The sequence below is a fragment of the Salinicola salarius genome (genome assembly GCF_002179555.1).
Classification (GTDB): Bacteria; Pseudomonadota; Gammaproteobacteria; order Pseudomonadales; family Halomonadaceae; genus Salinicola; species Salinicola salarius_A.
Genome location: NZ_NHOU01000050.1, coordinates 1 through 11,727 on the forward strand (window position 1 = coordinate 1; position 11,727 = coordinate 11,727).

At 59.4% G+C, this 11,727-nt stretch carries 11 protein-coding genes; 6 read left to right on the forward strand and 5 right to left on the reverse strand.

All coding sequences use genetic code 11. The features are described from left to right. Positions 1–6 precede the first annotated feature (6 nt). Positions 7–372 (reverse strand): hypothetical protein, encoded by a 366-nt coding sequence (locus CCD76_RS19895; protein WP_143543328.1) that lies wholly within the window; start codon positions 370–372, stop codon positions 7–9. A 444-nt stretch (positions 373–816) separates the two neighbouring features. On the opposite strand from CCD76_RS19895, the gene rdgB reads away from it, so the two are divergent. The 4 genes from rdgB to CCD76_RS18090 all read left to right on the forward strand — a co-directional run bounded on the left by rdgB (position 817) and on the right by CCD76_RS18090 (position 4,348). Beyond that, positions 817–1,443: an RdgB/HAM1 family non-canonical purine NTP pyrophosphatase gene (rdgB, locus tag CCD76_RS18075; RefSeq protein ID WP_373419433.1), complete on the forward strand. Its 627-nt coding sequence runs from the start codon at positions 817–819 to the stop codon at positions 1,441–1,443. Further along, positions 1,440–2,651 (forward strand): radical SAM family heme chaperone HemW, encoded by a 1,212-nt coding sequence (gene hemW / locus CCD76_RS18080; RefSeq protein ID WP_373419434.1) that lies wholly within the window; start codon positions 1,440–1,442, stop codon positions 2,649–2,651. Before rdgB ends, hemW begins: the two co-directional genes overlap by 4 nt. A gap of 77 nt (positions 2,652–2,728) precedes the next feature. Next, complete coding sequence (locus CCD76_RS20600) at positions 2,729–3,406, forward strand: OmpA family protein (RefSeq protein ID WP_087720936.1); 678 nt, start codon at positions 2,729–2,731, stop codon at positions 3,404–3,406. Between the two features lie 87 nt (positions 3,407–3,493). Next, a complete protein-coding gene (locus CCD76_RS18090; protein WP_087720931.1) occupies positions 3,494–4,348 on the forward strand; it encodes a 23S rRNA (adenine(2030)-N(6))-methyltransferase RlmJ in 855 nt (284 codons plus the stop codon). 85 nt (positions 4,349–4,433) lie between these two features. Here CCD76_RS18090 and ggpS read toward each other — a convergent pair whose 3' ends face one another. The 3 genes from ggpS to CCD76_RS18105 form a co-directional block, all read right to left on the reverse strand. Continuing rightward, positions 4,434–6,716 carry a glucosylglycerol-phosphate synthase gene (gene ggpS, locus CCD76_RS18095; protein WP_087720932.1) on the reverse strand — a complete coding sequence of 761 codons (2,283 nt, stop codon included), beginning with the start codon at positions 6,714–6,716 and terminating at the stop codon, positions 4,434–4,436. Positions 6,717–6,859: 143 nt separating this feature from the next. Further along, on the reverse strand, positions 6,860–8,179 hold the full coding sequence (locus CCD76_RS18100) for an MFS transporter (RefSeq protein ID WP_373419435.1): 1,320 nt from the start codon (positions 8,177–8,179) through the stop codon (positions 6,860–6,862). Positions 8,180–8,364: 185 nt separating this feature from the next. After that, positions 8,365–9,444 carry a lipoate--protein ligase family protein gene (locus CCD76_RS18105; RefSeq protein ID WP_087720934.1) on the reverse strand — a complete coding sequence of 360 codons (1,080 nt, stop codon included), beginning with the start codon at positions 9,442–9,444 and terminating at the stop codon, positions 8,365–8,367. Between the two features lie 566 nt (positions 9,445–10,010). Between CCD76_RS18105 and CCD76_RS18110 the strand changes: the two genes are divergently transcribed. Both CCD76_RS18110 and CCD76_RS18115 read left to right on the forward strand, forming a co-directional pair. Then, entirely contained in the window at positions 10,011–10,304 is a 294-nt protein-coding gene (locus tag CCD76_RS18110) for a type II toxin-antitoxin system RelE/ParE family toxin (RefSeq protein WP_044628576.1), read from the forward strand. Positions 10,305–10,318: 14 nt separating this feature from the next. Continuing rightward, a complete protein-coding gene (locus CCD76_RS18115) occupies positions 10,319–10,642 on the forward strand; it encodes a HigA family addiction module antitoxin (protein ID WP_054641672.1) in 324 nt (107 codons plus the stop codon). A gap of 43 nt (positions 10,643–10,685) precedes the next feature. On the opposite strand, the gene CCD76_RS18120 is transcribed toward CCD76_RS18115, so the two are convergent. Further along, entirely contained in the window at positions 10,686–11,690 is a 1,005-nt protein-coding gene (locus CCD76_RS18120) for a DEAD/DEAH box helicase (protein ID WP_306298817.1), read from the reverse strand. Positions 11,691–11,727 lie beyond the last annotated feature (37 nt).

The window sequence follows — 11,727 nt, forward strand, 5'->3', positions numbered from 1 at the left end:
GCTCAATCAGCGCCCTCGTGAATAAGGCGGGTTACAGATAAGCTCGAGATTGTCCTGCCGATAGAACACGCCACGCAGGTGGATGCCGATCAACAGTTCCATGACCTGCTTGTTATCGCGAACATTGAAGGCCGACAGAATGATCGCGTTATTTTCTTCGGCTCTGGTATTCCAGGCCAGTAAGTCCTTTTCCTGAACGTGATCTCCATCCAACAGGACGAGGACGTGGCGCCCCTCGGCCACCGGAAAACGCTCCTGAGGGCTGAGTGCCGAGACGCGGCACCCGGTTTTCTGGTGGATGTAGTCCAAAAATAGTACAGATTGAGAGTTACAATCCGTAACAAGTACGATATCGGTATTTTCTGTGTTCATGGTCTGATCCCTTCGAAGGATTTTAATTAGTCTTTTACACTTTTCGTTGTGATCCCTGGCTAGGTAATCGACTGCCTTCCGCGATTGTTGGAGCCCAATAGTGTTAATAAAACCCATGCGTTGTAAATATAGGGCATCTAACTTTTCAAACCGTGACACCTCAGGGACAATTAAGGACCCTGTAATTTTTTGATATTTCCTCTGAAAATCATGGATTTATGGATAGGTTAACGGTGTTTTGTTAAAAAACATTGTTTCCATTCCCAGAAAAAGCACGCTTTCCTCTCTACAAAACAGGAATGACCAGCAGGCAAATTTTTGAGTTTTCTCATCACCGGCGGTAGTGGGAACTTCAATGGCAATAATAAGGGGCGCTATGCCCCGATCGCCGCGCCCCGTAGAATGACCGTTTTTGGCAGGAGACTCTGACAGGAGCCTATGAGCGTGCAGATTGATAACCTGGTCGTAGCCAGTGGCAACCGTGGAAAACTGGCTGAATTCCAGCAGCTACTAGGCCCGCTCGGTCTGCGTGTCCAACCGCAGTCGGATTTCGGCGTGACCGATGTGGAAGAGACCGGACTGACATTCGTCGAGAATGCCATCCTCAAGGCGCGAGCCGCCGCCCGTGCCAGCGGGTTGCAAGCGTTGGCCGACGATTCCGGGCTGGCAGTCGACGCACTGGCAGGGGCGCCGGGCATCTACTCGGCCCGCTATGCCGGGGAATCGAACAACGGCGAATCCAAGGATGCGGCCAACAATGCCAAGCTGCTGGCGGCACTCAAGGATGTTCCCGAAGGGGAACGCACGGCGCGTTACTGGTGTGTGCTGGTCTATCTGCGGCATGCCGACGATCCCGTGCCGCTGATCGTCCAGTGCGACTGGAAAGGCGACATCCTGGCGTATCCGCGGGGTAATGGCGGCTTCGGCTACGATCCGCTTTTCTGGATACCCGAGTGTGGCATGAGCGTCGCCGAACTCAGCGCCGAGGAGAAGAACCGCTTGAGTCACCGGGGACGTGCGCTGCAGTCGCTGATCACGCAGCTCAAGGAATCGGGACAGGTTTCGGAATGATGGCTTTGCCGCCGCTGGCGCTCTACATCCACGTGCCCTGGTGCGTGCGCAAGTGTCCGTACTGCGATTTCAATTCGCATGGCGTGGGCCACGGCGCGGCGCTGCCGGAGTCCCGTTACGTCGAAGCGCTGCTGGCGGATCTCGATCACGACCTGCCGGCGGTTCAGGGCCGCGAGATCGTCAGTATCTTCATTGGCGGCGGGACGCCAAGCCTGCTCTCTCCGGCGGCCTACCAGCGCCTTTTCGATGGCCTGCGCGCACGTCTGGCCTTCGCTCCGGATATCGAGATCACTCTGGAAGCCAATCCTGGCACGGTGGAGCAGAGCCGCTTCGAGGGCTATCGCCGGGCGGGGATCAATCGGTTATCCATCGGTGTGCAGAGTTTCGCCGCCGCACAGCTCGAAGCGCTGGGCCGCATCCACAGTGGTGACGAGGCGGCGCGGGCAATGCGCAGCGCTCGGGATGCCGGGTTCGACAACGTCAACCTGGACCTGATGCATGGCCTCCCCGGTCAGACGCTGGAGACGGCGCTGCGGGATATCGAGACGGCGCTGTCACTCGAGCCCACTCACCTGTCGTGGTATCAGCTGACGCTGGAGCCTAATACCGAATTCTTCTCCCATCCGCCGACGCTGCCCGATGAAGAACGGCTGTGGGATATCCAGGATGACGGTCACGAACGGATCGAGGCAGCCGGCTTCTCGCGCTACGAGATATCCGCCTACGCGCTGCCCGGGCGGCAGGCGCGCCACAACCTCAATTACTGGCGTTTCGGCGACTATCTCGGCATCGGCGCCGGTGCGCACGGCAAACTTTCCCGGATCGACTCGAAGGGGAAATGGCGTATCGAACGTTACTGGAAAACGCGCCAGCCCGAAGCCTACCTGCGCCGTCTCGAAGACCCGCGCGGCTTCGTGGCCGGTGGCCAGGAAGTGGACGATCGGGCACTGCCGCTCGAGTTCCTGATGAATGCCTTGCGCCTGACCGAAGGCGTGAGTGCCGGGGATTGGGTAAACCATACCGGTCGGGCGTTGTCTGAACTGACGCCTCGCCTGGAGCCGGCACGACGGAAAGGCCTGTTGATGGAGACGCCTTCGCGTCTGCAAGCCACCCCGCAAGGCCTGTTATTCTTGAACGACCTGCTCGCGCTGTTCGATGAGGAGCATCCGACCAACGGCGTCGATCCTCGAGCGACGGCCGGGCAGTGATGGATTCGTCGTCACGGTTCTGTCGATAGGAAAAGCGTGATGATTTGCCAGCAAGGAGCCTCTCAAGCATGAAGATGATGAAAAAGACGTTCTGGTTGTCCATTCCGCTCGCCATGATGGTGGGTGTGAGCGGCTGCGCTTCCACCGGTACCGATGGCCAGCAGCAGGGTAGCGGCAACACCAAGACCTGGAGCGGTGCCGGCATTGGTGCGGTCGCGGGGGCGGTTGCAGGCGCGCTGACCGGCGATGGCGGCAGCAGTACCCGGGATCGCGCCTTGATCGGTGCCGCGGCCGGTGCGGCGATCGGCGGCGGAGTCGGCGCCTACATGGATTCCCAGGAGAAAGAGCTGCGCAATCGCCTCGACGGTACGGACATCGGCGTCGAGCGTAACGGCAACGATCTGATCCTCAACATGCCGAGCAGCGTGACTTTCGACGTCGACGCCAGCGATCTGAAGACGGCAGCACGCCAGGCGCTCAACGACGTCAATGCGGTGCTGCGCTCCTATCCGGAAACGCGCATCAACGTGGCAGGCTATACCGACAGCACCGGTTCGAACAGCTACAACCAGAAGCTGTCCGAGCGGCGTGCGCAGTCGGTGGCGACCTATCTCGAACAGGGTGGCGTCGATGGCGGGCGCATCAACGCTGTCGGCTACGGCGAGTCGAACCCGGTCGCCAGCAACGACACCGAGTCGGGCCGTGCCCAGAATCGTCGCGTCGAGATCACGCTGACGCCGACACAGCAGTCCTGAGACCCAAGGCCGTCCCGAGACGGCCGATGATCGGTCTCGAATCCGGGCGTGGCCAAGAGCCGCGCCCTTTTTGATGGATGGATCCCCATGCTTGCCTACCAGCACGCGTATCACGCCGGCAATTTCGCCGACGTCCACAAGCACCTTGGCTTGCGGCAACTCGTCCAGGCCATGATGAAAAAGTCTTCTGCCATCAGCTTCGTCGATACCCATGCCGGCCGGGGGCTCTATCCGCTGGCCGCGCCGGAGACGCAGAAGCTGGGCGAATATCGCCAGGGCGTCGAGCGTCTATGGCAACGTCGTCGCGGTATTCCTGCCGATTCGCCGGTGGGTGAATGGCTGGCGGCGCTGGCGACGTTGCAGCCCGGTGCCGAGCTGAGCCGATATCCCGGCTCGCCCTGGTGGCTGGGTTCGGCGCTGCGTTCGCAGGATCGGCTGACGCTGTTCGAGCTGCACCCTGGCGAACACCAGCATCTGACCGATCAGGCCCTGCCGACCGATAGCGCCGTGCAGCGGCGGCATGGAGATGGCCTCAAGGGGCTGGCGAAAGGCGTGCCGGTCTCCACGCCGCGACTCTGCGTGCTGATCGACCCGAGCTATGAACGCAAGGCGGAGTATGAAGAGGTCGCCGAGACGTTGCGCCAGGTGGTACGCAAAGTACGTCACGCGGTGGTGCTGGTGTGGTACCCGTTGTTACCGGCGGGGCGCCACCAGACGATGCTGGCAACGCTGCGAGAAGCCGGTATTCCCAAACTATGGCGTAGCGAACTGCAGATCCGTGAGCCGATCGCCGACCGCGGCATGTATGGCAGCGGCTTGCTGATGCTCAATCCGCCGTGGCAGCTGGATCGAGAGCTCGATCGCGCCTTTGCCAACCTGGCCCCGATGCTCGCCGATGGTGCCAGGCATCATGGCGAGTGGTGGACGACCGAAAATCCCTAGCTACGGGCTACGGGCTACGGGCTACGGGCTCGCCACTTGCATTGGCAGCAAGTGGCGATCATCGTTTTTCCCGGCTCGCGGTTCGTCAGATCAGGCCGGTGGTGGTGGGGTTGACCGGGCTTTCGGTGCCCGCCGGCTCTTCGCCCTTGATGGCAGCGATGAATTCGTTGCCCCAGCGGCGGATATCGTTGTAGCTGACGATATCGTTCAACTGACGTAGCCGCGCTTCCGCCTCCGCGCGAGGCAGGTTGAGGCCCAGATAACAGGTCCGGGCCAGGTCGTGGAGGTCGTGCGGGTTGGTCAGAATGGCGCCTTTCAATTCAGCGGCCGCGCCGGCGAATTCCGACAGCACCAACACGCCACAGCCCTGGGTCAGCCCCTGGGTCGCCGCGAACTCCTTGGCCACCAGGTTGAGGCCGTCACGCAACGGGGTGATCCACATCACGTCGGCCATGGCGTACCAGGCGACCACCTCCTCGAAGGGGAAGCCGCGGAAATAGAACTGCACCGGGGTCCAGCCGACGTCGGCGAAGCGGCCGTTGATATGACCGATGGTCTGCTCGATCTGGGTCTGCAGCTCGTTGTAGATGGTCATTTCCCGGGCGGCAGGCACGCAGATGCTGACCAGCGTCACCTTGCCGCGTAGTTCGGGGTTCTCGTCGAGCAGAAGCTCGTAGGCCTGGAGTTTCTCGAGGATGCCCTTGGTGTAATCGAGTCGTTCCACCGACAGGATCAGCTTGACCTTGCTGAACTCTTCTCGCAGCTCGGCCATGCGCGAGCTGGCGCCTTCCTGATTCAATGCATTCTTGATCCGATCGATATCCAGCCCGACCGGATGCGCGCCCAGGCGGACGACGCGGGAGCCGGTATCTACGGCCGTGGTCATGGTCTCGAGGCCGACGGCGCAGCCGTAGGTCAGAAACCGCGGCGCGCAGCTCTGTCGGGACAGCGTGCTCAGCGGCACGACACCGCGGGCGACATCGACGAAGTTCTCGACCTGGCGCGGGATATGGAAGGCGACATAGTCGCACTGCAGCAGGCTGCCGATGATCTCGCGGCGCCACGGCAGCACGTTGAAGACATCCGCCGAAGGAAAGTAGGTGTGATGGAAGAAGGCGATGCGCAGGTCGGGACGCATCTCGCGCAGATAGGCCGGCACCATCCACAGATTGTAGTCGTGAATCCAGATCAGCGCGCCCTCGGCGGCCTCTTCTGCAGTGCGTTCGGCGAAGGCGCGGTTGACCTCGCAATAGACTTCCCAGTCATCCTCGCGGAAATGCGCGCGTTCCCAGAAGGTGTGCAACGTCGGCCAGAACGCCTCCTTGGAGAAGCGCTTGTAGAAGGTATCGACCTGGACCTTGGTCAGCGGCACGCGGGCGGCGGTCAGCAGTGGGTACTGTTTGGCGTCGACACTGGTGTGGGTCACGAAATCCTCGGCATCGTCCTCCTCGTGGATCGACCAGGCGATCCACGAGCCCCGCTGATTGGCGAAGAAGCTCAGCAGCGTCGGGATGATGCCGTTGGGGGAAGTCGGGCGACGGCGCTGGATCTTGCCATCGACCCGGTACTCTTCGTAAGGCAGCCGGTGATAGACCATCACTAGTTCGGCCTTGCCGGTCTGCGTCTCGTCGCGACGATTCTCCGCCGCCATGCCGTGAGCCCCGAGGAAACCGAAGTGGGCGAACGCTTCGATGATGCCGGCACAGCCCGCTTTTTCGGCGTGCATGACGCGGGTCTGATTCTGTGTCTGCTCGAGCAGGGGCGGTTCCGACCCGCCGACGCAGACCGACTTGAAGCCGGCGGTGAGCATGGCGAGATCGTTCATGGTATCGCCGGCGACCAGTACATCCTCGCTGTCGATCTCCAGCCATTCGACCAGTTTCTGCAGACTGCTGCCCTTGTTGACGCCTTTGGGCAGGAAATCCAGATAGCGCCCGGCCGAGTAGAGCATCTCGCAGCCCAGTTCCGCTGCCAGCCCGGCCAGCGCTTCGTCCCTGGCGCGCTCGGGTGGGCAGTAATAGGAGCAGCGGCGCAGCTGTGGCTCGTCCTGGCGCACCACGTCCGGGAAGCGTTGCATGGCGCTGGCGACACGTGATTCGCCGGGCCAGCGGGTTTCGATTTCGTGCTGCAGTGGCTGGATCGGCTGCAGGCTGTCACCGAAGTAGAGGCTGGCGCCCACGTCGGCGACGATATAGTCCGGTTGCGGCAGCGTGGGGTCGGACAACAGCGGCAGAATCGCCTCCAGGCTGCGGCCGCTGATATAGGCCAGCTTGATGTCCGGGTGCGCGGCGATGGTCTGATAGAGACTCAGGCGGGCTTCGGCGTCACCGCCGAGAAAGGTGCCGTCGAGATCGGTTGCAAGTAGCATGTTTTCCTCCTGCCCGGCCTTCGGTGCCGGGGCGATTTTCCCTGCGCGAGCGGTTCGTGCGTTCGTCGAATGACTTGGCATAGGGTCTGTCGCCGTTCCGGCGCGACCGTGCATGAAACGGCAACAGACCCCTGGATTCAGGATCAGGCCTTGCCGGCCATCTCGACGATTCGCTGGCGTTCGTGCTCTTCGTAGAAGCTGGGGTCGGCGAACAGATCCTTCTGAATGTCGTCGTACATCATTTCCAGGGCCTGGCTACTGGTCGGTGTCATCGGTTCGAAGTGGGCCGTATCGCCGCTGACCAGAACCGAAACACGGCGGCGGCGATAAACGGCGTAGCCTGTGAGAAGAACCATGATCGCGGCGATGTAGAGCGGTAACCCCTGGTCGCCGACGTTGTGCATGATCACCCCGGCCAGGATCGGAGCGACGGCGCTACCGGCACCCTGAACGACCAGCATATCAGCCGAGCCGGCCACGATTTCGTCGGGATGCAACTGATCGATCAACTGGGCGACAGCAATCGGATAGATCGAGAACGACAAGCCGCCCCAGATGAAATATAGCCCGAGCAGCGTTATCTGATTGGGCGCGAACGGCATGGCAGCGGCAGCGATCGCGGCGAGCATCACGACATAGGTCATGACGCGGGGACGATCGTGAGTATCGGAGAACCGGCCGATGGGGATCTGCAGCAGGGCGCCACCGACGATGGCGCAGCTCATCACCACGCCGACACCGGCGACATCGAACCCGACACTGCGGGCGTAGACCGGCGTCAGCGTCCAGAACGCGCCCATGGCAAGTCCGGACATCGCCGAGGCAGCAACGGCCAGCGGGGCAAACCCCAGCAGCGCCTTGAGACTGCTCTTGGGTCGTGCGGGGATGACGGGCTGGCTGCGCTTGGTGATCGTGATCGGCAACAAGGCCCAACTGATCAGGATCGACGCGAGCGCGAACAGCAGAAAGCCATCGGGGCTATCCAGGCGCAGGATCTGCTGGGCAATGGCCAGCGCGCCCAGGTTGACCACCATGTAGATGGCAAACACCCGGCCTCGCTGATGGCTGGCAGCCTGGCTGTTGAGCCAGCTCTCGATCACCGTCATCAGGGTAATGAAAGCGAGGCCGTAGACCACCCGGAGGCCCAGCCACACCCAGGGATCGATGAATATGAGGTGAAGCAGGGCGGCCGAGGCGCAGAGTCCGGCGCAGAATGCGAAGGTACGGATGTGCCCCATGCGCTTGATCAGGCGACCGCTGATCCAGGTGCCGCCAATGAATCCGACGAAGTATCCGGACATGATGAGACCGATCAGGCTGGTCGAGAAGCCTTCGTCGGCGCCGCGCAGTGTCAGCAGGGTATTGATCAGGCCGTTGCCGAGCAGCAGTAACGCTACGCTACCCAGCAACGCGCGAATGGGTCGTAACAACGACCACATGGCTTTCTCCTTGCGATTGCTCAAGTCTATCCATGCAGTAAGCGTGCCGGAGACGGGGTCGTTCGGGAAAACTGCTGTTTTTATAAGATTATATTATCGTTTTTGGATTATAACTATAACCAGTTTTATTGGATGGCGTGCACCTAAATGGTGCCTCTTAGCTGACCCGATTCAGCTTAGCAGTCCGAAGCCGCGCTGACCGCGACGAATCAAGGCACGCGACGTATCCACGCCTCGCTGGCGAACTTGTTCTTCGCCAAGGTGTGCGCCGTATCCAGCTCATCCTGCGTGAGCGATTCCGACATCAGCGTGAAACGGGCGGCGAACGAGTCGATCATGCGCCGAATGATCTCCTCTCGCTCGAGACCGGTCTGGCGCTTGAGCGGATCGACGCGCTTGCCAGCGCTGGTAGTGCCCTTGTCGGAGAGCTTTTCGCGGCCGATCCGCAGGACGCGGGTAAGTTTGTCGGCGTCGATGTCGTAGGCCATGGTGACGTGGTGCAGTACTGCACCGTTGATTCGCTTCTGGGCGGCCCCGGCGATCTTGCCGCCCGGCGAGGTGATGTCGTTGATCGGCACGTACCAGGCATTGATACCCATGTCGCCCAGCGCCTGAATCACCCAGTCGTCGAGAAAGGCGTAGCTTTCGACGAAGGTGAGCCCCTGGACCAACGTTTCCGGCACGATCAGCGACCAGGTGATCGTATTACCGGGCTCGACGAACATGGCGCCGCCGCCGCTGATACGGCGAACGATCTCGATACCGGCCTCTCGGGCGGCATCGAGATCGACTTCGTTTGCCAGCGACTGGAATACGCCGATGATGATCGCCGCCCGGTCCCATTCCCACACGCGCAGTGTCGGACCGCGGCGTCCCGCCGCCACTTCGCGCGTCAGCACTTCGTCCAGGGCCATGTGGAGAAGCGGTGATTCCGGTTCGCGGTGAATCAGGCCGAAGCGGTGGTCTCGCCAATCCGAGGTTCGCGAGAGCGCACGACGGATCACGGTGGCGATGGCCGGCACGGACAGCCCGATCATCTCGGTCTGCGGCGGCAGCGCGGGCTGGATTCGCGCGATCAGGGCGCTGGCATCGGCGTCGATCGACGCACCCTCGAGGGCTTGGTCGATCGCCTCCAGCGCCTCGTCGGGCTCGAGGAAAAAATCGCCGGATAACTGCACCGAGGCCAGCCGCCCATCGCGGACGGTGACGTCCGCCACCAGCAATTTACCGCCCGGTACCTTGTATTCACCGTGAAGGATTGCTTCGCGATCATTATCCGACTGCGCCATTCCGTCTCCTGGGCCAGACTGTTAACGACAGTATAGCCATAAGGTATCTAGCGCCTGCCGTGATCGGCGCTCATCGTCAGAAGGATGGTGGATCTCACGTTGGGCCCGGGTGACGGGTCGATGCTCTGGGAGGAGGGCGGGGAGCGTTCGAGACGATGCCCGGTCAGGCGGATCGGCCGACTTCCCGCCAGCTCCGAGCTGTATTCGACCAACCTGCGGCTCTATTTACCGATACAGAATGTATAAAATACTTTAAAAACATAAGTTTATGAAACTCGTGGAGCACTATTGGAGTGCTGAAATTTGCGAAAAAAAGTGTAAATATTGGCAAATTTCCTCTGCGTCGGCTCCTGACGACCCATTTTAAACTGGGATAAGTGGGAAACTGGGAGCCTTGTATACGCTTTTATCTCTATGAAATCAGTGCCTTGAGATCGCTCTTTCAGCCCCTTCTGCCAAACAAAATTATAGTAACATCGTTTTCTAAACGGATCCGTTCTCATTTTGAACGGACTTGACGCACAACGTTGTTGTGCATAAAATGACTAAAAAGCGATCAGGTAACTATGGCGGTTGAATTCAGGGATATATGGCTGGAGGCTTTCTACGACGAAGACCAAAGCCACAAGAAAATACCCAGCACTATTGAAGGCGCTCTGTTCAGAAAGATTCAGATTCTGGATGCCGCGACGCAGGAGTCAGACTTGAGGATTCCGCCGGGTAACCGTTTTGAACATTTGCAGGGAAACCTTTCTGGATGGTGTTCCATTCGGGTTAACAAACAGTATCGCCTGATTTTTCGCTGGGAAGATGGCACCGCCCAAGATACATATCTAGACCCGCATGTTTACAAGGGCTAGAGGAGGTTATGGTAATGAGGAATACAAAACGTCGTCCAGTGACAGTTGGCGAAATGCTGGTCAGCGAGTTTCTGGAGCCGATGAAAATAGAAATCAGTGAACTGGCCGAAGCAATGGGTGTGCACAGAAATACACTCAGTCGGATTGCGCATGACAAAGGCACGCTGACAGCACCCATGGCAATCAAACTCGCAGCGGCTTTGGGGAATACGCCGGAGTTCTGGCTGAATATTCAGCACGCGGTTGAGTTATGGGATGTTCGTCATCGTGCCTATGAACAAGAAGCTAAGAACGTGAGACGCGTAAAGCCCCACGAGTTACCTCTGAAGCAGGCCTGAAGCACATTTCGTTTCAGCCATGTTTCCCCTTTCGTTGGAAAGTTTACAGTAGCCGTGTTTGCGGCTCGGATTGGGCAAACTGGTATCCCATCGCCTTGTAACCTTTCTCGCGCTTTCGGAACATGCGTTCAAGCATTGGCAGGCTGTTGTCCAGGTAGTCGTAGACAGTAACTTCCTGCTTACCGTCGGCATCCCGGTGAATCCTGCCAGCATACTGCGACAGTGTTCCTTTCCAGGCGATGGGCAGAGCCAGAAACAAAGTGTCCAGCCGAGGCAAGTCAAAACCTTCACCAATGTATTTCCCGGTTGCAACAATAACTTGAGTTTCATGCAACTGCGATTCGGCAGCCCGGCGTTCCTTGACGCGCATCCCGCCGCGCAAAACAACCGACGATATAGACTCAGCTTCCAACAATGTTGCCAGCGTCTCAGCATGCTCTCTTCGTTCGGTCAGCAAAAGACAGTTGGCCTCGTTTTGAACGCAGCGCACGACATCCCGAACTATATCCTGATTCCGGGTAGTGCTATGGGAGAGCCAACGGTAGACGGATGCAATGTGTGGTCGTTCACCGTTATTCTGAAAGATGTCCGTTGGTGGCGTTTCATGACGTTCTCGAACGATGACACGCTGGACAAACTTAGACCCATGTTCAGCCCTGACTTTGTGACGAACGGGTCCTGCGACCATAAACATGATTTTTTGGTGGCCATCCTGACGGTCAGGCGTTGCGGTAAGGCCTACAACATATCGGGCGCTGACTTCGTTAAGCAGCATTTCATAACGGGGAGCTGAAATGTGATGGCATTCATCGATGATGACCTGCCCGTATTCCCGGACTTTACTTGAGACCGTATTATCTTTCTTGTTGATCAGGCTTTGATAGGTAGCAACGTCGATCTGACCAGTAGGTTTCTTTTTGCCACCGCCAATCACACCTACGGAGGCACCCTCAATAAAGGTCTCCAGGCGCTCCTTCCATTGATCCAGTAACTGACGACTGTGAGTGAGGATCAGCGTGTTTACCTGCCGCTTGGCGACAATGCCAATAGCGGTTACCCCGGCTTATTCATGAGGTCGGTCTGAA

What these genes read in the sequence shown, in the direction of transcription:
- CCD76_RS19895 (WP_143543328.1), bottom strand. Translation starts at nt 372, where the DNA reads ATGAACACAGAAAATACCGATATCGTACTTGTTACGGATTGTAACTCT.
- hemW (WP_373419434.1), top strand. Translation starts at nt 1,440, where the DNA reads ATGATGGCTTTGCCGCCGCTGGCGCTCTACATCCACGTGCCCTGGTGC.
- CCD76_RS20600 (WP_087720936.1), top strand. Translation starts at nt 2,729, where the DNA reads ATGAAAAAGACGTTCTGGTTGTCCATTCCGCTCGCCATGATGGTGGGT.
- CCD76_RS18090 (WP_087720931.1), top strand. Translation starts at nt 3,494, where the DNA reads ATGCTTGCCTACCAGCACGCGTATCACGCCGGCAATTTCGCCGACGTC.
- ggpS (WP_087720932.1), bottom strand. Translation starts at nt 6,716, where the DNA reads ATGCTACTTGCAACCGATCTCGACGGCACCTTTCTCGGCGGTGACGCC.
- CCD76_RS18105 (WP_087720934.1), bottom strand. Translation starts at nt 9,444, where the DNA reads ATGGCGCAGTCGGATAATGATCGCGAAGCAATCCTTCACGGTGAATAC.
- CCD76_RS18110 (WP_044628576.1), top strand. Translation starts at nt 10,011, where the DNA reads ATGGCGGTTGAATTCAGGGATATATGGCTGGAGGCTTTCTACGACGAA.
- CCD76_RS18115 (WP_054641672.1), top strand. Translation starts at nt 10,319, where the DNA reads ATGAGGAATACAAAACGTCGTCCAGTGACAGTTGGCGAAATGCTGGTC.